The sequence below is a fragment of the Rossellomorea sp. LJF3 genome (assembly GCF_037046045.1).
Lineage (GTDB): Bacteria > Bacillota > Bacilli > Bacillales > Bacillaceae_B > Rossellomorea.
The window spans coordinates 1-19,555 of the sequence record NZ_JBANLY010000013.1 but is presented as its reverse complement, the minus strand read 5'-3'; the positions used below and the strand labels follow the sequence as shown (position 1 = coordinate 19,555).

Here is a 19,555-nt window from a genome sequence, read left to right as displayed (position 1 = left end):
CTTGTGGAACGAAACTTTCTGGAAAGTTGGTGGAATAGATGAAAATGAATCTCTATAAACCAAAAAGGGATTGGAAGGATATTGAGCTTTGGAAAGATGTCACGGATGAACAATGGAATAACTGGTTATGGCAGCTGACAAACACAATCAGAACCCTTGATGACTTAAAGAAAGTGGTGAACTTGACGCCGGAGGAAGAAGAAGGGGTCAAAATTTCAACTAAGACCATTCCGCTGAATATTACTCCTTACTATGCATGGCTCATGAATGAGGATGATCCCCGCTGCCCGATCCGGATGCAATCCGTTCCGATTGGCCAGGAGATCAATAAAACAAAGTATGACTTGGAGGATCCTTTGCATGAAGATGAGGATTCCCCAGTACCGGGGTTGACGCACAGATACCCGGACAGGGTGTTATTTCTCGTCACCAATCAATGTTCCATGTACTGCAGATACTGTACGAGAAGGAGGTTTTCAGGACAGATCGGAATGGGTGTTCCAAAGAAGCAGCTTGATGCGGCCATTGAATATATAAGGGAAACGCCGAGCGTAAGGGACGTGCTGCTTTCTGGCGGGGATGGTCTCTTGATCAATGATCAAATACTCGAGTATATATTGAAGAATTTGAGGGATATACCGCATGTCGAGATCATCCGGATTGGAACGAGGGCTCCAGTCGTGTTTCCACAACGGATCACTGAAAACCTGTGTAATATATTGAAGAAATACCATCCGGTTTGGTTAAATACTCACTTCAATACATCCATTGAAATCACGGAAGAGTCCAAGAAGGCATGTGAGATGCTGGTGAATGCAGGAGTTCCTGTAGGGAATCAAGCTGTGATCCTGGCAGGCATCAATGACAGCGTTCCGATCATGAAGAAGCTTATGCATGATCTGGTTAAAATTCGCGTGCGTCCGTATTATATTTATCAATGTGATCTATCGGAAGGGATCGGCCATTTCAGGGCACCTGTCAGCAAAGGGCTTGAAATCATTGAAGGGTTGAGGGGACACACATCCGGTTACGCCGTACCGACCTTCGTATTGGATGCTCCCGGAGGCGGAGGGAAAATCTCCCTGCAACCGAATTACCTGATATCCCAAAGTGCTTCGAAAGTGGTCGTAAGGAATTTCGAAGGCGTCATCTCCACCTATCCGGAACCGGAGGAATACGTAGCAGGAAGGGCAGATGAATACTTTAAAGAAGTTTATCATGATGAAGAAATCACAGAACCCACCATAGGTATCGCCGGGTTGATGAATCAAACCCATTCTTCTCTGACGCCCGCTGGTCTCAAGCGTTTGGAGCGTCGCAAGGAATATCAGGAGAACCCGGACCATAATTCTCTCAAGGATTTCAGGGGGAAAAGGGATCAGCTAAAGGAAAAGAAGCATAAAGCGATGCTTTCAAAAATGAATCAGGACAAAAATGATGATAAGGAAGAAACCATCAATGGCTAAAAATACGGCAAAGGTGTGCGAATGGTGTGAAAAGAACACGGCTCATGCTCATCAATCAAGTGTGTACTGGGAGCTTCCTGATGGCTCACGGGCGGTGCAGATTGCGAATGTCCCGAGCCTCTGCTGCAGTCATTGCGGGATGGACTATCAGGAGGAAAACATCATCAATGAAATTGAAGACCAACTGATGCTGATCGATACGAGGTTAATTGATAAAGTGATTTCTTATAAAGATTTAATGGCGCTTCCCCGCTTACTTAAGAAAAATTATTTTCGATTTTAGAGGTGGAGGCACCGATATGTTCTCTTTCGAAGCAAACACTTTACGAATTCATCTTCTTCCGCTATCCTTTTAGAAAAGAAAGAACAAGGGCAGGTGGAAGAGATGAGAAAATCCTTTTATCATTACTTAATGAAATACAGGCAACCTACTGCCAAGGATGATATAACCCGATTTGCGAATTCAGCTTATGATGATCACAGCTTTCCGAAACAGTCCTGGCATTACCATGAAATCAGTTCCTATCTCGAAATGAATGGGCACTACCTTGAAAGCATGTCCATCTTCGACATGGCCTGGGACCAGTACCAATTAGAAGAAAAAGATTAACGATAATCCAAGCCCACGGACTGACATTTGTTTCCCGCAAACGTCGGTCCTTTTTTAAAAGCAAAGCTCTTTTCATAATAGGGCATGTTTTAAAAACTGAATCTTCAATGCTCTGTCAACCAGTATGTGGTGGATGGTGAGGGGAACTGCTTCGCTTTCCGCGGACGTTCGGCCAAGCCTCCTAAAGCTTTCGCTTCCGGGGTCTCGGCACGCCCGTTTCCCGCAGGAGTCTACGAAGTTCCCCTCACCATCTAAATAAGACTTGTGAGACAGAGCTGTCAAAATGACAGGTATGAAATAGGTGGATCTCAGCTTTAAGTGCTAAAAGTGGCTGCTGTAAAAAACGTGCAGGTTTCTAAAATAGTTAGTAATGCATGCTCAGGAAGTTGATTGGAGCGGAAGGAGCTCGACTCCGACGGGAATAGCGGGAAAGTCTGAAAAGCGGAGGTGGCTTGTTCAGCCCCGACAAGCATAAGATGAATGGGCTAAGAAGGCGTTTTTTTGCCTTCATGGACCATTTAGCTTATGACCTCGAGGCGCTAGCCACCGTAGCTGGATCTTGAGACCCCGCAGGGCAAAGCCCAAGGAGGCTCAACTCACGCCCCGCGGAAAGCGAGCACCTGCAGCGGAAATCAACCAGCACTATGCTATTTGATTCGTTTTTTGGTCATTTCTTACCCTAAAGAAAAGATAGTCAGGGATTTCGTGTATACCGATATGATTGTTATTGCATATCATATAAAAAAGGCGATTAAGGGTGAGGGGAGAATGAAGAAACGAAAAGAGCCTAGATTCAGAGTTGGGGAAACAGTAGTCGTCACAATCTATGGTACCGTCGGGAAAATCACCGACATAAAGAAGATTGACGGAGAGTTTTTATATGAGGTTAACGAAAGTGAAGGGTTATTCAAGGAAAAAGCATTAGAACTGCTTGATTCTTATGATGGATATATTTTTGAACAGGAACAGATCGATATTGAATACAAATTTCTGTTTGGTGACCTTGTCCTCGTGAAGGGATACGAAGAGGATCTCTTTAAAGTGGTGGGTTTCAGAACAGAGATATGGAGATATAAAGATGATGCGTGGGAAGACGTGATCTATGAATTAATGAGGATCACAGATGGTGAATGGCTGGAGGCAGACGAAGATGAAATTACCCTGGTTGCCGATGAAGAGCAGGCGGAAGCTTTCATAAAGAAATATGGATTCGTCTTCCCACAAAAAAAAGAAGGTAAATCCAAATCGCTCCATTCACCTGCATTTCCAAAGCCGACCTGGATTGATCAGCTCCTTGATCATTACAATGACTACAAAACACTGTACCTATTATTCAATGATAGTAAATACAAGAATAAAATGGATTATGTGTTAGAACAGTTGAAAAATCATACAAACACACAGTCTATCGTCAAAGAGAAGGAATAAGCCACATAATATATAGAAAAACCGGAACGCTTATGACCAGAAATGATAATAGTATGACACGAAGGATCCATTGCATACCTGAAACAATGATCCCTTCTCCATTCTCCAGCTCTCTTACCATCGATTTCGTTTTTTCTGTAAATGTATGTAACATACTATCGCTCCTCTACCTTTGATGATAAAGTCTATGCTTGTCTTTAAAGTGTTATGAAAACTTTTTTCTCTTGGCATAACCGGGATAGTATTATCATAAATTGAGAATCAAAGGGGGCGATCACATGCGGGAGATAGAAGTCTTTATCGACACCGAGGAAATTGCTGAGTTCTTTATGAAAGAACTGATCCAAAGAGGGTATGCACCATCAGAAGATGAACTGGAAGAAATAGCGGATATCACATTCGAGTATCTGATTGCCAAATGTATCATTGATGAAGAATGGGAAGATGAGGTTTAAATTCTTTTCACCCATCGATATTGATTTCATTTAGTATGCCAACGACCATTCATATAACGGGGATTGACTCTGATGTGTCGCTCATACCTTCTTTTATGAAGGAAGGGGGGCACATTATTTTGAGTCAATCCCTCTTTAGTTTCAGAAGAATAGTCGTTCTTGCTTTCCATTTACGGGTCATAGAGAAATGATGAGGGACCGTCATCGTCAATAGGGGCGACATGACCTCAATCGTTTGCTCTCTAAACCAATCCGTCGACGAAGGATCGTCATAACAGATATTTTCCCAGACAGCTCCCAGTTCGGGGCTGAATAGATGCTTTCTTTTCTTCACACTCGAGTATATATGCGGCCAATAATCCTCCCTGGATCCCGTATGTGGATGGTGAAGGGAGAAAGAGAATGCAGTGGGAAAAACAATCGGATGAAATAATACTCTATATAATTTCTTACCTAATTGAATTCTGCGATCCACTTTCTCAAAGTGGGAAACGGAAAGTCCGGCCAGGGAGTATGGGGAATGCTTGCCATAAGGAAAGAGTATGGAAGTGAATTCAAGCCGGTCCTGCAGGAAAAACTTCCACTTTTCAATTCCCAGATTAAGATTGGGACTGGATAATATTTTGTTTTGAATCAGGTGCTGCTCATTCATAATGAGTGCGGTGGTCAACACAGGGTGGTTCCCCGTCTTGAGATAATCTGCCCATATCTTCCGCATGAATACCGAAACGTTGAACTTCTTCAGGAGGTGAAAGGGGTGGCGGCCGGTTAATTTCCAGTTTTCATAAAGTAATAGTTGAGGATAAGCATCGTCAAAGATAGCGGCATTACAACGTTCCAGGAACTCGAATAGAGATTGCTGTTCGTTGTCACTCATTACATGTGAGAGCAGATCGTTCTGGATATCTGTCATATGATAACCGGCATTTCTCGATACCATGTGGGCGAGAAAGGACCAGTGCAATTCAGGGTGTTTTTTGAATAAATCAAGATAGGAAGAAGTTCTTGTAAGGTTATTGATATTCCCTTTTTTTACTTTAGTGAAAATTTCCTTGAACAAAGCTTGTTCTTCAGGAAAATAGACATCAGGGACCGGGTCCTGCTTCATTTCTTCGTAAAGCCTGTCAACCGCCTGGACATCGAGAAGGGGGGACGTATTCTTGCGTTTACCAGGTTTGAATAGGTTTGAAATGACTTGAAACGGTGAATAACCCAATTAATCACACCTCTCAAAAAAATGAAATATATTTTTTTTGTGTGAAACCAAACTTGAGGTGAATCGTATATAAATACATATGAAGAAACTCTTTTTGATTTTCGTCCTTACAAGAAGTTATTTTTTAATCACGTCCAATATGTGGGAAAAGAAAGGGATGCACTGGAAACTTTTTTACGCCGCATCTTTGAGGAATTGTTTTTGCAAGAAGGAAAAAAGTGTTCGGTGGAAGAATTCCTTAAAAGTAGATATTTAATTATGGAATGAGGAGACGAAGGAATCGTGAAGGCTCGAAGTGAAACTGGGATGTATGATAGGTGATTGAAATATTACACATACAATAAACAAGGAGGAGTTATCTTATGTCATTTTTTAATAAAGTTTTTGCTTCGATCGGTATTGGAGCAGCTACAGTGGATACGAAATTGGAGAAATCGAGCTACGTTGCAGGGGAGACGGTAAACGGGGTGGTGGAAATTACGGGGGGAAGTACGGAGCAGAGTATCGATGCCATCTATTTGACACTTTTCACTACATATATTCGTGAATCGGATGATAAGAAATATACAGATTACGCCCCGATTCAAAAGGTGCAGATATCCAATCCATTCACCGTTTTGGAAAATGAAAAAAAAGAATTTCCATTTACCTTCACCCTGCCCTTTGAAACCCCGATCACATATGGGAACACCAGGGTTTGGGTAGCCACAGGGGTGGATATCAAAAATGCAGTGGATCCAAAAGACAAAGACTATATTGAAATCGTGCCGAATCAGTTGACGAATGCCATCCTGACTTCTGTACAGGAACTCGGCTTCAGAATTCGTACAGTGGAATGTGAAGAGGCGCCGAGACGTTACAGAGGGAGATATCCTTTCATTCAGGAGTTTGAGTTTGTACCGGTGAATGGACCATATCAGCGGAAATTGGATGAACTTGAAGTGATGTTCCTGAATCAAACGGAAGACCGGGTAGAACTGCTCCTGGAAGTGGACAGACGGGCGAGGGGACTGGGGGGGTTCCTGGCGGAGGCTCTCGAAATGGATGAATCCATGGTCAGACTGACCATAAGCTCGTCCGATATTCCCCATTTAGCATCGAAACTTCAACAAGCCATCGACAAATTTGCGTAAAATAGTCCATTCGACAAAGATTCCCATGATTCTGTGAAGGATTCGACACGCTGTTTGTGTAATTGTATGAGTACAACATAATGACGGAGGGGTGCTCATGCCTTTACTTGAAAAAATCATTCGTCCAAAGCTTTTGAGATCGACCTATGACGTGACCATTTTCCAAACCCCTAATTATGGGGAGGATAAAGGGTACGAAAAGGTTTATCGTATCTCGGTAGAAGCAAATAATCATGAAGAAGCCCTGTATCAGACATTCAGAACGTTCAATGTACCAGACTTGGTTCCAAAGGATTATCAAGGCAGATATATTGCTACACGTGACATCGTCTTCATTGATGAAGGACGGAGGGGCCATCATTATTATCGTCTCCAGCCAAATGGCTGGAAGAGGGTGAACCGGATCGTCATTCATTAGATAATGTACTAATCGAAAAAAGGAAAGAATCTGCCTCATAGGCCGGATTCTTTCCTTTCTTTATAGGTCCTTACATATTATGTCCCGGACCATTTTTTCTATTTAGACCTGTGTTCTCTTTCCCGTGTGCATTATGCTCGGCATCCAATGCTTCTTTTGGAATATGATTATTTTTCTTAGGGGCATTGATTCGATTTCGGTGTTTTTTTCCCATCCATGTGTCCCCCTTTGTTATGATTTTAATTTTTCGGTTCTTGAAGAGGTTGGTTGTGTCCCCGTCCGGGTAGAAGGGTTGGTTTCATTTGCATGTTGTACTGCTTGCTTCAATTTTTTGCTCATTTGTTCTTTAGCCATGTTCAATCACTCCTTCTGCCTTTATTTTGACCTCTCACTCAGCATTCTATCCTTCCATTTCCTAGCGTTGCATATGTTCGGAAAAAGAATTACAATGGTCTTTCAACAGTCTTGATAGGAGGAATAGTTTAGTGAGTATACATATTAATGCGAAAGAAAATGAAATTGCAGAAACGGTTCTTTTACCTGGGGATCCACTTAGAGCAAAGTATATTGCGGAAACGTTCTTAGAAGATGTAACATGCTACAATGAAGTACGTAATATGTTTGGATACACGGGAACGTACAAAGGAAAAAGAATTTCGGTACAGGGAACTGGAATGGGTGTCCCGTCGATTTCCATTTATATTAATGAATTGATGCAAAGCTATAACGTCCAGAACTTGATTCGTGTCGGTACATGTGGTGCCATTCAAAAGGACGTGAAAGTACGCGACGTCATCCTGGCCATGACATCATCCACTGATTCTCAAATGAATAAATTAACGTTCAACGGGATCGATTATTCTCCGACGGCGAACTTCGATCTTTTAAAACGAGCATATGATGCAGGGATAGAGAAAGGACTTAATCTGAAAGTTGGAAACGTATTCACTGCTGACATGTTCTACAATGACAATGCGGAGCATGAGAAGTGGGCTCAATATGGTATTCTTGCCATTGAAATGGAAACGTCCGCCCTTTACACATTGGCAGCTAAATATGGTCGAAATGCACTTTCTGTTCTAACTGTAAGCGACCATATCCTCACAGGGGAAGAAACCTCTTCAGAGGAGCGTCAGACGACTTTCAATGAAATGATTGAAGTGGCTTTAGAAGCGGCCATTCAAGAATAATTTATAGAGGCAATAGGAAAAAGCTGCTTACAATCCCGAGTCGGGTTTATAGGCAGTTTTTCATTTTGTGAAGTTTCTCCTGCTTACATATAGCCCGGAGCATGGTAAGATGGAGAATGGAACCATTATAGAGAAACTAGGTGAAAGTATGAAAAAGATCATCTTCATAACTGCTGCCTCCCTGGTTATGTTATCAGGTTGTTCGCAAGTGGAAGAGTGGTCAGACGAATTATTTGGCCAAAAGCAGCAAGAGACACAGGAAAAAGAACCAAAAGTTCAAACCCCGGACAACGGGCAGGGTGAACAATCATTGCCGGAACAGAAGCCTGCCGAAGAAGCGGTACCTAAAGAGCTGCAATTAGAGTCCCAATACTTCAATGACGTAAAAGTCGTGGACGGAAAACAGGTGATTCAAAATCCCTCCAATTTATTAGTATTGGTGAATAAGGAATATGCTTTAGATGAATACAAACCTGCCGATCTAGTCCGTCCAAATGTTCCATTCGTATTCGGGGATGAGGACCTTGAAAAAGCGCACCTTCGAAAAGAAGCTGCAGAGCAGTTGGAAAAGATGTTCGCAGATGCCAAATCTTTAGGGGTTTTCTTGACAGCCATTTCAGGTTACCGTTCATACGACTACCAAAAAATGCTCCTGGATAGGGAAATAGCCCAATTCGGTAAAGAAAAGGCGGTCATGGCCGTTGCGCCTCCGGGACAAAGTGAGCATCAATCAGGATTGGCTATGGATATTTCCAGTCAAAGTAACCAATTTCAAGTGAATATAGAATTTGCTGAAACGAAAGAAGGAAAATGGCTGGCAGAAAACGCCTATAAGTACGGGTTCATTCTTCGCTATCCCGAAGATAAGGTATCCATTACCCAATATCAATATGAACCTTGGCACTATAGATATGTTGGAATGGAAGCCGCTAAAGTGATTCATGAGAACGATTGGACACTTGAAGAATACTTTAATAATGTAAAGAAAATCTAATAATGATAAAGGGTCAGGGCCAATGGTTCCTGACCTTTTTTAGAGGGGATTTGAGGATATCAAGATCTTTCTGCTTCTAAAGGGGATGAATTCCCTTCCGCCTTGTTCTCTTTCTTTGTATTTCCACATACAACAGTAATAAGGGATGTCCAATTTGGAATGGGTGGGTGGATGGTATGATGAGGGTGTTCAGTATAATCATCATTGGCAGTGTTTTCGTCGGGATAGGCATCAATCTATTTTTCGTCCCCCATCATTTTCTCGATGGGGGCATGATCGGGATCGGTTTGATTGCCCACTACTGGCTTGGTGTGAAACCAGGTCTTACCATCATTCTCCTGAGTATCCCCCTTTATCTGCTTGCATTCTTTAAAGATCGAATCCTCTTTTATAACAGTATTCATGGGCTGTGGTTGTCCTCTTTAATGATCGATTACTTTTATCAATGGCATACCATCTTCCATCTTCCGCCACTAATGAGTGCTTTTTTTGGAGGTGCTTTTGTCGGGATCGGAATCGGTCTCATGTTAAGGGGGAATTCCGCTACGGGTGGATCTGACTTATTGGCACAATTAATGGGGAAGAGTTTTGGATGGAATGTTGGTAAGCTGATCTTCGCCTTTGATAGTGTCGTACTTATGGCGGGCTTCCCCATTATTGGAATGGAAGCATTTTTATATTCTTTGTTAGCTGTCAGTACGGTGGGGTTTTTTACGACGATTTTGACGCATCATAAAGGGGAAGATGGATTTTCCTTTCGCTAACATGGAAAAGCTGATAGAATGAAGAAGTTATGAGCTTACGATTGCTCAGGGGAATGTTTCATGATATTCTAAACGAAAATTCACACAAGATACATAGCAACGAAAGTGGTGGAAGCTTTGGAACAAGATAAGACAGAACAGGCACAACAGGAAACCCAATCAAGTTATATAAAAATGAAAAAATTCAAATTCGTCATGCTCCTATTTTTCCTTGTATTCCTAACAGCAGGAATTACAACATTTGCATTGGCGTTTGGAGATGAAAAAGCAGTCAACGTAGGGGTTACAGAACGATCTGAATTTCAGAAGCTCTATGAAGCCTATGATAAGTTAAACCAGAATTATTACAAGGACCTGGATCAGGACAAACTTGTAAACGGTGCGATCAATGGGATGATCGATAGCGTCGGGGATCCCTATTCCGATTATATGAACGAGGATGAGGCGAAGAAGTTCCAGGAAAGCATTTCTTCTTCGTTTGAAGGGATCGGAGCAGAAATTCAGGAGAAAGAGGGTTACATATCCATCGTCTCTCCAATTAAAGGTTCTCCTGCAGAAAAAGCCGGCCTGCAGCCGAACGACATCATCACGAAGGTAGATGATAAAAGCATTCAAGGAATGTCTGTGACAGACGCCGTTCTCCTTATTCGTGGAGAAAAAGGCACAAAGGTAACGCTGACCGTTCAACGGCCTGGCCAGGATAAACCGATGGACGTCACCATCACCAGAGATGAGATTCCGATTGAAACGGTTTATGCAGAGATGAAAGATAATGGCGTAGCTGAAATCCAAATCACGAGTTTTTCAGAGAATACGTACAAAGAATTGACAGAAGCGTTAAATGAGATGAACGATAAAGGCATGAAGAAACTCGTTCTGGATCTTAGACAAAATCCAGGTGGATTACTTGATCAAGCTGTCAAGATCTCGAATCTGTTTGTGCCTGAAGGTGAAGTCTTATTCCAAGTGAAAGACAGTAATGGTAAAGTGGAAAAGTATGTATCAGAATCGGGTCAGAAGGTAGAAGTTCCTACAGCCGTTCTGGTTGATGAAGGAAGTGCAAGTGCTGCAGAAATTCTATCAGCAGCCGTAAGCGAATCCAATGATATACCTTTGGTTGGAACGAAGACATTCGGTAAAGGGACCGTTCAAACGGCAGAAACCTTCAAAGATGGCTCAAATATGAAATTTACGACGGCTAAATGGCTGACACCAAAAGGAAATTGGATTCATGAAAAAGGCATCAAGCCAGATGTCGAAGTGAAGATGCCTGATTATGCCCAACTTCCTTACATCAATCCAGACAAGGAACTAAAGGAAGAAGATTTATCAGATCATGTGAAAACAGCAGAGCAAATGCTCGAAGCTCTGGATTTAGATCCAGGGAAAGTAGACGGCTATTATGATGCAGATACAACGGCAGCCGTTAAGGAATTCCAGGGGGAAAACGACCTCGAAGTGACAGGTACAATGAACGGGGAAACAATCTTGAAGCTTATGACCGACCTAAGAGAAAAGCTGAAAGAAAACGATCCCCAACTGAAAAAGGCGATTGAAGTGTTAAACAAAGATCAATAAATCCTAGGTCTCAGGTGATTTCACCTGGGATCTTTTTTTTGTCCGGTAACAGCGGTCGATTGCCGAATTGGTTTCTGAATCCTCGTATAGAATGTCCATTCCATACCAACAATGAAAGTATATATGAGGTGATTCAATGAAAAAGATAGCGTTAGTCCTTTCAATCCTGCTTTTTCTCTTTGTGGCTGTGAGTTGTTCTCCCATTTGGAAGGCTGAAGGAGTGCCTGCTGTAGAAGAGGGTTCTCCCCCGAAAAAAGTATTAAATGATTCGGATGAATCCATTTTTCCTTTTACCCTTGATGAAAATAAGCAACCGATCAACTTCCTCCTGATTGGTTCTGATCAGCGTGAAAATGAACCTGCACGGGCTGACGTATTAATGGTGGCTCAATATAAGCCCCAATCGTCGACCATTAAGATCATTTCAATCATGAGGGATACATTCGTCGAGATTCCCGGATATGAAAAGAGCAAGATCAATCATGCATATTCCTGGGGAGGGGAAGAATTGCTGGCTGATACGATACAAATAAACTTCGACCTGAACATTCAACATACTGTTAAGATTGATTTCAAAGAGTTCATCAATATGATGGCCCTCGTATTTCCTGAAGGGGTACCTGTTACGGTAACAGAGCCTATGATCACTCACTGGAATTGGTCGAAAGAACCGGGGGGAAACGTGCTGAAAGGAGAAGAAATCCTTCAATATGTGAGGTTCAGGGGAGATAGTCAGAACGACTTTGGAAGAGTAGAAAGACAGCAGGAGATCATGTTATTGGCAGAAAAAAGCCTGATGGAAAAAATGGAGACGGGTGAAGGCATGAGGACGCTTGTTTCTCTCATCAGAGAGGGTTTTAAAAACGTTGAAACCTCCACTCCGATAAGTGAAGTCATGAAATATGGGATGTCTGTCATGCTGCATCCAATCGACAAAGTGGAAACGCTGCGGGTCCCGGTAGAAGGAAGTTTCACTGATCTTAAGGCTGCACATGCAGGACTGGTCCTCGATATGGATGAACAAAAGAATCGGGAAGCCATCATGGATTTTCTTGATTCAAGTCACCATGAATGATATTCAGAAGAATCAAGGTCCAGGAACGATTCAATCTTTTTCATTTTTCTTATGATCAATTCGTGCAGATAGTCTTTATATTTCTGATCTTCTGCCAGATCATGTTCCATATGAAGAATTTTTAAGTGCTCAAGGTGCTCCTTTAATGTTTTTTCATCGCTGTCCGACCCTCCTGACTGAACTTTCCGGAGAATGACATCCACTAATTTGTCGTGAGTAGCTTCAATCGTCTTGGTTCCTTGCCTGACATAAATTGCCCCATACCGCAATTCCCCCCTTGTGACAATGGAAGTGTAAGGAACGTACCTTGGATCATAATCGATGATGAGGACTTGGAATCGTTTAAGGCTCATCAATGGATGGGTGCTTTCAGGGAAAATGAAATCTTCGGTGCGATAACGCAAATATTTAGGCAGCAGATGTTGGAGTTTATTATCAACATCTGCTTTATCGAGAAATTCTTCATCGGTCAGTCCTTTTAAATCGACTGATCCATCATCGAATTGCATCACCCCGACGATGATACATCCACCTCCTGTATTGGATATGGCAAGGATATGTTTTGCCATCTTGGTGAATTCGATCCAATCGGACTTGAAATCCACATAATCTGTTTCCCCTGTATTATGAAGTAACAGATCCTTCAATGTTTCATGAGAAGGATTCTTCAGGAAATCTCTAAGTTTAAGCGGAACAATCTTCTCATAATACATGAATCTTCCCACCTTTTACTGATTCTTCAGCTATCAATATGACGGCACACAGCCATATTACATTCTATGCGTAAAAAAAGTGGATAACGCTCTTTAAACGAATAATTCTTCCCTGCCTATGGTCATCCATCGGTGATGTCCGTTGTGTTCCTATTCACTTTCTAATAAAATGTGTATAGGGATCAAATGAAAGGAAGATTACATGAAAAAAGATGTCTATATATTATCCGGATTTCTTGGCAGTGGAAAAACGACTTTACTTAAACAATTGCTGAAGTCCTTAAAGGATCATGATAAAAAACCCGCGGTGCTGATGAATGAATTAGGAAGTGTATCCATCGATAGTGATGCGGTTGATGATGACACAGCATTGCGTGAACTTCTTGATGGCTGTATATGCTGCACCATTTCAGAAAAATTGGAGTCCCAGCTCCAGGAACTTCTACTGAACGAAGACTTTGATGTACTGGTCATTGAAACAACGGGTGCTGCACATCCAGTTGAGGTGGTCGATTCCATCCTGTCCCCTCTGTTTGCCGATCGTTTTGAATTCAGGGGTATCCTCACAGTGGTGGATGGCCTACAATGGCGGAACAGGGGCGACTTCAGTCCGGCTGTCTTACATTTGATGAGAGAACAAATCCGTCATGCCCAGTTCATCATTGCGAATAAAATGGACTTGCTGACTGAAATGGAGCAGGGGACATTCTCTTACGAACTACAACAAATGAATCAGAATGCCAAGGTGTATTTAACCAATTACTCTCAAGTGTCCATGAAAGATATTCTGTCTTTAAAAGCACAACAAGAAACACTTACGTATGATCGAGCTTCCATTGGGGAACATCTGACTCTCCAGGCGGTTGTTTATACGTTCAGCGGGAAAGTGAGTGGAGAAGCCTTTGAAGAATGGGTGAAAAGCCAGCCCGATTCCATATACAGGATGAAGGGATACGTCCCTTTGCAAGGAAGGAACTATCCAACGTTGTTTCAGTACTCATACGGGATGCCCCTCTTTATGCCCGGAGATATGAAATACCCTACCAACTTCGTCATAATCGGAGAAAATTTACATAAAGAAGAAATAATACAGTCTTTACAGAAGATTGACCTGACGGAGTAATTCGGAGGGGTGGGGGAGTCCTGATATGGTTTTTTTATTGTTTAGTGTTGAACTCATATTATTCATTGCGGGGGTTTACGGTTTAAGTATCCATGAAAGCAAACTGCAGTTGTTCATCTTCGCCGGCTTGATTGGGGTCAGTATACTGTTATTCATATGGACAGTCATATATTATCAGCGGAAAAATCATGGCAGGCAAAGAACGAATGACTGCTGGGATTGTGCCATTTATTCCCCTGATTGCCTGCCCGCGCCAAGAGGAAATAAACTCGACTGCGATTCACCGGACTGTGACTGTACTCCGGATTGCAGCCCATAGGAGGGATTGAAGTGAAAGAATGGTATACACTCTCCTTCATGCCGTGTCACAGAATGCCTGAACGTTCACTGATGGTAAAGGGGAAGCAATTCCCGATATGTTTCAGATGCATGGGAATACTCATGGGAATACTTTTGGGAATCCCCATCATCTGGCTGCTGATTCCTTCCTTATCGTTTATCGCTCTCATGATGGCTGGTGGGCTGACTTTTCCCCTTTTAGCTGATGGGTTCACCCAGAAGTGGGGGTGGAGGAGGAGTACGAACATGCTTCGATTGCTGACGGGTCTTTTGTGCGGAACGGGATTATCGATAGGTGTCGTCCTGCTTTCCAAATGGGGAGTAAGTATGATAATGCTAATAACAAGTTTAAACCATTGACAATATCGAATAAAATGTATATTATTTAATAGTTAACTTAGTGAAGTATTTATTGAGTGTAAGAAAGGTCGATTTTTAGTGGGAAAAGAATTGTTCGAGCTAGAAGGACTGTTTAGGTCCGTTTTTAGAATGATGAAATCAGATATTCGAACCATCTTTGGAGAATTCATTTCGAATGGGGAATTCCGGGTGCTTCAACTCATCAGGGAAAATGGTGCACTGAAATCCTCGGAAATTTCAAAGCGAATGGAAGTCTCGGCAAGTCACATTACGTCCATTACAGATACACTGGTTGAAAAAGACTACATTACAAGACAGCGATCCAATGAAGATCGTAGAGTCGTAGAGTTGGCCGTTACTCCTGAAGGAATGGAAGTGCTGGCACAATGTGAAGAGAAGAAGTCGCACTATTTTCAGCAGTTATTCCAAACCTTTGAAAAAGAGGAAATCGAGCACCTGATCGAACTGTTCGAGAAACTGTTGAGTTCATCCGTTCGTAAGTAATAGTGTCCGGTAAATGTCACTGTACTGCTTCGGAAACAGAGTTGTTCAGTCATATATTTAAAAAGAATGCAAAGGGTTGACCTTTAGAGCGGTCATCCCTTCTATTATGCTCATTTACTTAAGTTGGTTAATTATTCATACTATAAATATTGAGGGAGACAGAGAATATGGAGCATTTAGAACATCGGAAAAAAGTACTGATCATGATTGCGATCATGTCAGCCATGTTATTCGCCGCATTGAATCAGACCATTGTGGGGACCGCATTGCCAAAGATCATTTCTGAAATCGGAGGTATGGATTATTATAGCTGGGTATTCACCATCTTCATGTTGACCAGCTCCGTAACCGCCATTTTGGTCGGTAAATTATCCGATATGTATGGAAGGAAGCCTTTTATCTTACTTGGAATAGGAGTCTTTATGATTGGTTCGTTCTTAAACGGACTATCCGCTTCCATCATACAGTTAATCATTTTCCGGGGGATTCAAGGATTCGGTGCCGGTATGATCATGTCCACCGCCTTTACTGCTGTCGGGGACTTATTCTCTCCACGAGAAAGAGGGAAGTGGCAGGGGCTGATGAGCAGTGTGTTTGGTTTAGCCAGTGTATTCGGTCCGACACTCGGAGGCTGGATAGTAGATAATGCCGATTGGCACTGGGTATTCTGGGTATTCCTTCCGGTAGGATTCATCGCATTTGGGATGATTTATAAAATGTTCCCTTCCCAAGAACCGAATAGAGGTTTGAAAGTGGATTACCTGGGATCCATCATGCTGACTTTAACGATCATTCCGTTATTACTGGCCTTTACGTGGGGTGGAAACGATTATGAATGGGTTTCACTTCAAATCATTGGACTACTGACTACCTCGGTTATAGCACTGATCCTATTCATCATAACGGAAAAACGAGCTAGTAACCCTGTACTTCCACTACAATTGTTTAAAAATAAGATCTTCACCCTTTCCAATATCATTGGATTCATTCTCGGAGCCGGGATGTTCGGGGCCATTATGTATATGCCGTTCTTCATTCAGGGCGTAATGGGTACCTCCGCGACGAAATCCGGACTCGTGATGATGCCCATGACATTGAGTATGGTATTTGCCAGTACGATCGGGGGACAAATCATTACGAAGACAGGGAAATATAAGTTTCTCGCACTGATTGGTTTGTTCGTCATGAGTGCGGGTATGATCCTATTATCTTTCATGGATACGGATACGACCAACGCCAGAGCCCTGCTGAATATCATTATAGTAGGAACGGGACTTGGACTGAGTTTCCCCGTCTTTACGCTGACGGTTCAAAACGCAGTGCAGCATAAGTTCCTTGGTGTCGCCACGGCCGCAACGCAATTGTTCAGACAAATCGGAGGGACGATAGGGGTAGCCATCATGGGAACCGTGATGAATTCTTCCATGACGTCAAAAATGACAGAGAAAATGTCTTCAGTAAAGGACTCTCCATTATTGACAGATCCTGAAACGGCTGGAGTCATGAAGCAGCTTCAAGATCCCCAGAACATCATGAACGGTGGGAAATTAAAGGAGCTTCAATCAACATTGCCACAAGAATTCCAAGGGATCTATGCATCCATCCTTGAAGGTGTTAGAGAATCATTGAGTTATGCGTTAACGAACGTATTCTTTATTGGAGCCATGATTCTTCTCGTAGGATTTGTTTTAACCTTCTTTATGAAAGAGATCCCATTAAGGATGTCAAATAAAGATGTTACAGAGGAAGAAAAGGAAACAGAGCTTAAAGAAGCTTCCAATCACTAATAACCATTAAATAAAAGAGGGTGACCGTGTCTGCTGATTGTGGCAGGCATGGTTACCCTCTTTCTGATTAGGACATAGTACTTTCTCCAAACTTCTTAAAGGTCATTTCATCCTCCACCAAGCCACAAGCCGCACATTGAACTTTTAACTGGGGTCCGTTGTAAGCGAGGTGAAATGGCTCGAGTTGATTTTGCTCATAATTCTGAACGACTTCTCCTGAAGCAGGATCAAGTTTCACACTCTGAGGTACTTGTTGTATAATATTAAATCGTGTTCGATTCGTTTTACAGCTGGGACAGCGATAGGGTGTAGTCATTGATATCACCTTTCTTCGTTTTTTTTAGTATGGTTAAAGAATAACGATTTTATGTAAAGGATGATTGAATATGTCAGTAGTATTCAACGATTTGCTGATATCATACAGACAAATATGGAAAAACCGCATGCTAACAAACGATGCCGTTTCACCGGAACAAATATTAAAAGAAGCCATTAGACGTGAACTGGAAGATGCAAATAGTCACCCAAGGGTTCGTAAGTCCATTGAAATTAAATATTATTTGGCCACTAAAAGAATTACTGAATCCGACTTGTCAAACGATGATAAAATTCGTTTAATCCAGCTACATATCGAAATGGGCGCACAATTAATGAAAGACAGGAATCTCTAATCAGGAATGATCATCATGAAAGTAAATATGAGCAGTTCGCTTTTCAACTATACCTACTCAGGTATATAATGAGGGGAGTTTAATGAAAAGGGTGATATCAGTATGCCTCTACTAACAATAGTATTAGTCAGTATACTCTCATATATGATCTATTATCGATATTTTCCCGTACGAACAAAACAATGGAATTCCCTTGAAGTGACGACAGAACATGTAGTAGTGGATGCCAGGGATTATCAGGACTCGTCAAAAGGAGATTGCGAAGAGGTCATAGCCTTGCCTTGCGGATACATTCGAAGATATGCAAGTGATATTCCAGAAGGGCCTGTCATTGTGATGGGAAGCAATTTCGTCGAGTGTAATGTGGGCGTGAGACAATTAAAACGCCTAGGGTTCGATGTGAAGGGATACCTGCTCATCGGTTCTGACAAAAAATGCAATGAATACCTTTCTTTGGGGTGAAATCCTTCCCGTTTTGAAATGTTCCTGTAATATCCGTTACATTGGGTGGGCTCTTAAAAACCTGTCAAGAATAAGATACCGGTAATAATTAGTTCCAGCATCCAATTCATTCAGCTGTTGGAAATGTAAGTAAATCATTTAAAAAATGCTTTTCTTCCTACTAGAATCAGTGGTTACTATCTTACTATAAGGAAATTGTCTTTCAAAATAGAACAATTGATTACTAGTTACCAAGTTCTCCCGTAAATGTAACAAAAACAGGGTGGTATGATGAATGTGCAGCAAAGAAAAACACATTCACTAAGGAGGAATTCATTTTTATGAATAAGAAAATGATGGTTTCAGCAGCAACAGCATTAACATTATTAGCAACTCCATTCGCAGCAGGTAAAGCTGACGCTGCAGCACCGTGCCCGGCACAAGATAAGGTCGCTCAAAAAGTGAACGCCTTTAAATATAATGGTAATCAAGAAGATCTAAACAAATATGTTCAAGATGTTCTATCAAAATACCAAATCAACGGTCAAAATATAAATGTACAAGAATTATTGAATGGACAGGCTCCAAAAGCAGAGGCGGCGGCACCTGCTCCAGCTAAGGAAGCACCAAAAGCGGAAGCTCCTGCACCAGAAGAAGCACCAAAAGCAGAAGCTCCTGCACCTAAGTCCGAAGCACCTGCACCAGCTCCAGCTTCAAATGAGCAAAAACAACAATCAGAGCAAGCAAGTGAACAATCTGGTCAATTAAGCCAGTTTGAACAAAAAGTAGTGGAATTGACTAACCAGGAACGTGCAAAACAAGGTCTTCCAGCTCTTAAAGTAGATGCAGAATTAAGCAAGGTAGCACGTGAGAAGTCTAAAGATATGCAAGCGAACAACTACTTCTCTCACACTAGCCCTACGTATGGTTCACCATTCGACATGATGAAGCAGTTTGGTATCGAGTACAGCTCTGCAGGTGAAAACATCGCTATGGGTCAACAGACTCCTGAAGAAGTAGTACAGGCATGGATGAATAGTGAAGGTCACCGTAAAAACATCATGAGTTCTAACTACACTCACATCGGTGTGGGATATGTAGAGAACGGTAACTACTGGACTCAACAGTTCATCGGTAAGTAATTTCATGAACAAAAGCAGTCTCTCTTTGGAGAGTCTGCTCAGCTTGTAGACAAAGTCTAAGAATTAGACCAAGTCTACAAGCTTTTTTTGTATAATAGAAAGGAATAAAGCTTTTGTGGGGGATAAAAATGTTATCAAAACACACTAA

26 protein-coding genes are annotated in these 19,555 nt (G+C 42.0%); 20 read left to right on the top strand and 6 right to left on the bottom strand.

What is annotated here, in order from left to right; genetic code table 11:
* Positions 1-38: 38 nt before the first annotated feature.
* The 4 genes from ablA (at position 39) to V8G47_RS13200 (ending at position 3,504) form a co-directional block, all read left to right on the top strand.
* Positions 39-1,466, top strand: a complete 1,428-nt coding sequence (gene ablA, locus V8G47_RS13215) for a lysine 2,3-aminomutase (RefSeq protein WP_336200525.1) — start codon at positions 39-41, stop codon at positions 1,464-1,466.
* Positions 1,459-1,749: a YokU family protein gene (locus V8G47_RS13210; protein WP_336200524.1), complete on the top strand. Its 291-nt coding sequence runs from the start codon at positions 1,459-1,461 to the stop codon at positions 1,747-1,749. Before ablA ends, V8G47_RS13210 begins: the two co-directional genes overlap by 8 nt.
* A gap of 102 nt (positions 1,750-1,851) precedes the next feature.
* Complete coding sequence (locus V8G47_RS13205; protein ID WP_336200523.1) at positions 1,852-2,076, top strand: YozE family protein; 225 nt, start codon at positions 1,852-1,854, stop codon at positions 2,074-2,076.
* 768 nt (positions 2,077-2,844) lie between these two features.
* On the top strand, positions 2,845-3,504 hold the full coding sequence (locus tag V8G47_RS13200; RefSeq protein WP_034758621.1) for a hypothetical protein: 660 nt from the start codon (positions 2,845-2,847) through the stop codon (positions 3,502-3,504).
* Here V8G47_RS13200 and V8G47_RS13195 read toward each other — a convergent pair.
* Positions 3,488-3,658: a hypothetical protein gene (locus V8G47_RS13195; protein WP_336200522.1), complete on the bottom strand. Its 171-nt coding sequence runs from the start codon at positions 3,656-3,658 to the stop codon at positions 3,488-3,490. The genes V8G47_RS13200 and V8G47_RS13195 overlap by 17 nt on opposite strands.
* Positions 3,659-3,782: 124 nt before the next feature.
* On the opposite strand from V8G47_RS13195, the gene V8G47_RS13190 reads away from it, so the two are divergent.
* On the top strand, positions 3,783-3,959 hold the full coding sequence (locus V8G47_RS13190) for a YozD family protein (RefSeq protein WP_079531952.1): 177 nt from the start codon (positions 3,783-3,785) through the stop codon (positions 3,957-3,959).
* A gap of 124 nt (positions 3,960-4,083) precedes the next feature.
* Here the strand turns inward: V8G47_RS13190 and V8G47_RS13185 are convergent, their stop codons facing one another.
* Positions 4,084-5,175: a DUF2515 family protein gene (locus V8G47_RS13185; protein WP_336200521.1), complete on the bottom strand. Its 1,092-nt coding sequence runs from the start codon at positions 5,173-5,175 to the stop codon at positions 4,084-4,086.
* A 362-nt stretch (positions 5,176-5,537) separates the two neighbouring features.
* Between V8G47_RS13185 and V8G47_RS13180 the strand changes: the two genes are divergently transcribed.
* Positions 5,538-6,308, top strand: coding sequence for a sporulation protein (locus tag V8G47_RS13180; RefSeq protein ID WP_336200520.1), 771 nt, complete (start codon positions 5,538-5,540; stop codon positions 6,306-6,308).
* Between the two features lie 97 nt (positions 6,309-6,405).
* Positions 6,406-6,726 (top strand): YodL domain-containing protein, encoded by a 321-nt coding sequence (locus V8G47_RS13175; RefSeq protein ID WP_098440115.1) that lies wholly within the window; start codon positions 6,406-6,408, stop codon positions 6,724-6,726.
* Between the two features lie 70 nt (positions 6,727-6,796).
* Here the strand turns inward: V8G47_RS13175 and V8G47_RS13170 are convergent, their stop codons facing one another.
* Positions 6,797-6,940 carry a hypothetical protein gene (locus V8G47_RS13170; RefSeq protein ID WP_167562123.1) on the bottom strand — a complete coding sequence of 48 codons (144 nt, stop codon included), beginning with the start codon at positions 6,938-6,940 and terminating at the stop codon, positions 6,797-6,799.
* A gap of 17 nt (positions 6,941-6,957) precedes the next feature.
* The gene (locus V8G47_RS13165; RefSeq protein WP_336200519.1) at positions 6,958-7,080 is read right to left on the bottom strand and encodes a hypothetical protein; all 123 of its coding nucleotides are present in this window, start codon (positions 7,078-7,080) and stop codon (positions 6,958-6,960) included.
* A 131-nt stretch (positions 7,081-7,211) separates the two neighbouring features.
* On the opposite strand from V8G47_RS13165, the gene deoD reads away from it, so the two are divergent.
* The 5 genes from deoD (at position 7,212) to V8G47_RS13140 (ending at position 12,327) form a co-directional block, all read left to right on the top strand.
* Positions 7,212-7,916: a purine-nucleoside phosphorylase gene (gene deoD, locus V8G47_RS13160; RefSeq protein WP_336200518.1), complete on the top strand. Its 705-nt coding sequence runs from the start codon at positions 7,212-7,214 to the stop codon at positions 7,914-7,916.
* A 109-nt stretch (positions 7,917-8,025) separates the two neighbouring features.
* Complete coding sequence (locus tag V8G47_RS13155; protein ID WP_336200517.1) at positions 8,026-8,910, top strand: M15 family metallopeptidase; 885 nt, start codon at positions 8,026-8,028, stop codon at positions 8,908-8,910.
* A 179-nt stretch (positions 8,911-9,089) separates the two neighbouring features.
* Complete coding sequence (locus V8G47_RS13150) at positions 9,090-9,674, top strand: YitT family protein (protein WP_336200516.1); 585 nt, start codon at positions 9,090-9,092, stop codon at positions 9,672-9,674.
* Between the two features lie 117 nt (positions 9,675-9,791).
* Positions 9,792-11,252, top strand: a complete 1,461-nt coding sequence (locus tag V8G47_RS13145; protein ID WP_336200515.1) for a S41 family peptidase — start codon at positions 9,792-9,794, stop codon at positions 11,250-11,252.
* Between the two features lie 136 nt (positions 11,253-11,388).
* Positions 11,389-12,327, top strand: coding sequence for an LCP family protein (locus V8G47_RS13140; protein ID WP_336200513.1), 939 nt, complete (start codon positions 11,389-11,391; stop codon positions 12,325-12,327).
* Here V8G47_RS13140 and V8G47_RS13135 read toward each other — a convergent pair.
* The gene (locus V8G47_RS13135) at positions 12,315-13,040 is read right to left on the bottom strand and encodes an AlbA family DNA-binding domain-containing protein (protein WP_336200512.1); all 726 of its coding nucleotides are present in this window, start codon (positions 13,038-13,040) and stop codon (positions 12,315-12,317) included. The genes V8G47_RS13140 and V8G47_RS13135 overlap by 13 nt on opposite strands.
* A 202-nt stretch (positions 13,041-13,242) precedes the next feature.
* Between V8G47_RS13135 and V8G47_RS13130 the strand changes: the two genes are divergently transcribed.
* The 5 genes from V8G47_RS13130 to V8G47_RS13110 all read left to right on the top strand — a co-directional run bounded on the left by V8G47_RS13130 (position 13,243) and on the right by V8G47_RS13110 (position 17,153).
* The gene (locus V8G47_RS13130; RefSeq protein WP_336200511.1) at positions 13,243-14,163 is read left to right on the top strand and encodes a CobW family GTP-binding protein; all 921 of its coding nucleotides are present in this window, start codon (positions 13,243-13,245) and stop codon (positions 14,161-14,163) included.
* 25 nt (positions 14,164-14,188) lie between these two features.
* Positions 14,189-14,482 (top strand): hypothetical protein, encoded by a 294-nt coding sequence (locus V8G47_RS13125; RefSeq protein WP_336200510.1) that lies wholly within the window; start codon positions 14,189-14,191, stop codon positions 14,480-14,482.
* 11 nt (positions 14,483-14,493) lie between these two features.
* The gene (locus V8G47_RS13120) at positions 14,494-14,862 is read left to right on the top strand and encodes a DUF2085 domain-containing protein (protein ID WP_336200509.1); all 369 of its coding nucleotides are present in this window, start codon (positions 14,494-14,496) and stop codon (positions 14,860-14,862) included.
* 129 nt (positions 14,863-14,991) lie between these two features.
* Positions 14,992-15,366, top strand: coding sequence for a MarR family winged helix-turn-helix transcriptional regulator (locus V8G47_RS13115; protein WP_336200508.1), 375 nt, complete (start codon positions 14,992-14,994; stop codon positions 15,364-15,366).
* Between the two features lie 167 nt (positions 15,367-15,533).
* Positions 15,534-17,153, top strand: coding sequence for an MDR family MFS transporter (locus tag V8G47_RS13110; protein ID WP_336200507.1), 1,620 nt, complete (start codon positions 15,534-15,536; stop codon positions 17,151-17,153).
* A gap of 67 nt (positions 17,154-17,220) precedes the next feature.
* On the opposite strand, the gene V8G47_RS13105 is transcribed toward V8G47_RS13110, so the two are convergent.
* Positions 17,221-17,469, bottom strand: coding sequence for a DNA alkylation repair protein (locus V8G47_RS13105; protein WP_224519717.1), 249 nt, complete (start codon positions 17,467-17,469; stop codon positions 17,221-17,223).
* A gap of 70 nt (positions 17,470-17,539) precedes the next feature.
* Here V8G47_RS13105 and V8G47_RS13100 point away from each other — a divergent pair, with 70 nt between their 5' ends.
* From V8G47_RS13100 to V8G47_RS13090, 3 genes are all read left to right on the top strand, one after another.
* Positions 17,540-17,824, top strand: a complete 285-nt coding sequence (locus tag V8G47_RS13100) for a hypothetical protein (RefSeq protein ID WP_261750621.1) — start codon at positions 17,540-17,542, stop codon at positions 17,822-17,824.
* Positions 17,825-17,926: 102 nt separating this feature from the next.
* Entirely contained in the window at positions 17,927-18,286 is a 360-nt protein-coding gene (locus tag V8G47_RS13095; protein WP_336200506.1) for a hypothetical protein, read from the top strand.
* 320 nt (positions 18,287-18,606) lie between these two features.
* A complete protein-coding gene (locus V8G47_RS13090) occupies positions 18,607-19,407 on the top strand; it encodes a CAP domain-containing protein (protein ID WP_336200505.1) in 801 nt (266 codons plus the stop codon).
* The last annotated feature ends 148 nt before the right edge of the window (positions 19,408-19,555 follow it).

Excerpts from the sequence above, each read along its gene's own strand:
- V8G47_RS13110 (WP_336200507.1), top strand. The coding sequence starts at position 15,534 with ATGGAGCATTTAGAACATCGGAAAAAAGTACTGATCATGATTGCGATC.
- V8G47_RS13135 (WP_336200512.1), bottom strand. The coding sequence starts at position 13,040 with ATGTATTATGAGAAGATTGTTCCGCTTAAACTTAGAGATTTCCTGAAG.
- V8G47_RS13205 (WP_336200523.1), top strand. The coding sequence starts at position 1,852 with ATGAGAAAATCCTTTTATCATTACTTAATGAAATACAGGCAACCTACT.
- V8G47_RS13125 (WP_336200510.1), top strand. The coding sequence starts at position 14,189 with ATGGTTTTTTTATTGTTTAGTGTTGAACTCATATTATTCATTGCGGGG.
- V8G47_RS13105 (WP_224519717.1), bottom strand. The coding sequence starts at position 17,469 with ATGACTACACCCTATCGCTGTCCCAGCTGTAAAACGAATCGAACACGA.
- V8G47_RS13140 (WP_336200513.1), top strand. The coding sequence starts at position 11,389 with ATGAAAAAGATAGCGTTAGTCCTTTCAATCCTGCTTTTTCTCTTTGTG.
- ablA (WP_336200525.1), top strand. The coding sequence starts at position 39 with ATGAAAATGAATCTCTATAAACCAAAAAGGGATTGGAAGGATATTGAG.
- V8G47_RS13170 (WP_167562123.1), bottom strand. The coding sequence starts at position 6,940 with ATGGGAAAAAAACACCGAAATCGAATCAATGCCCCTAAGAAAAATAAT.
- V8G47_RS13175 (WP_098440115.1), top strand. The coding sequence starts at position 6,406 with ATGCCTTTACTTGAAAAAATCATTCGTCCAAAGCTTTTGAGATCGACC.
- V8G47_RS13200 (WP_034758621.1), top strand. The coding sequence starts at position 2,845 with ATGAAGAAACGAAAAGAGCCTAGATTCAGAGTTGGGGAAACAGTAGTC.
- V8G47_RS13190 (WP_079531952.1), top strand. The coding sequence starts at position 3,783 with ATGCGGGAGATAGAAGTCTTTATCGACACCGAGGAAATTGCTGAGTTC.
- V8G47_RS13090 (WP_336200505.1), top strand. The coding sequence starts at position 18,607 with ATGAATAAGAAAATGATGGTTTCAGCAGCAACAGCATTAACATTATTA.
- V8G47_RS13180 (WP_336200520.1), top strand. The coding sequence starts at position 5,538 with ATGTCATTTTTTAATAAAGTTTTTGCTTCGATCGGTATTGGAGCAGCT.
- V8G47_RS13130 (WP_336200511.1), top strand. The coding sequence starts at position 13,243 with ATGAAAAAAGATGTCTATATATTATCCGGATTTCTTGGCAGTGGAAAA.
- V8G47_RS13150 (WP_336200516.1), top strand. The coding sequence starts at position 9,090 with ATGAGGGTGTTCAGTATAATCATCATTGGCAGTGTTTTCGTCGGGATA.
- V8G47_RS13210 (WP_336200524.1), top strand. The coding sequence starts at position 1,459 with ATGGCTAAAAATACGGCAAAGGTGTGCGAATGGTGTGAAAAGAACACG.
- V8G47_RS13165 (WP_336200519.1), bottom strand. The coding sequence starts at position 7,080 with ATGGCTAAAGAACAAATGAGCAAAAAATTGAAGCAAGCAGTACAACAT.
- V8G47_RS13155 (WP_336200517.1), top strand. The coding sequence starts at position 8,026 with ATGGAGAATGGAACCATTATAGAGAAACTAGGTGAAAGTATGAAAAAG.
- V8G47_RS13195 (WP_336200522.1), bottom strand. The coding sequence starts at position 3,658 with ATGTTACATACATTTACAGAAAAAACGAAATCGATGGTAAGAGAGCTG.
- V8G47_RS13095 (WP_336200506.1), top strand. The coding sequence starts at position 17,927 with ATGCCTCTACTAACAATAGTATTAGTCAGTATACTCTCATATATGATC.
- V8G47_RS13115 (WP_336200508.1), top strand. The coding sequence starts at position 14,992 with ATGATGAAATCAGATATTCGAACCATCTTTGGAGAATTCATTTCGAAT.
- V8G47_RS13100 (WP_261750621.1), top strand. The coding sequence starts at position 17,540 with ATGTCAGTAGTATTCAACGATTTGCTGATATCATACAGACAAATATGG.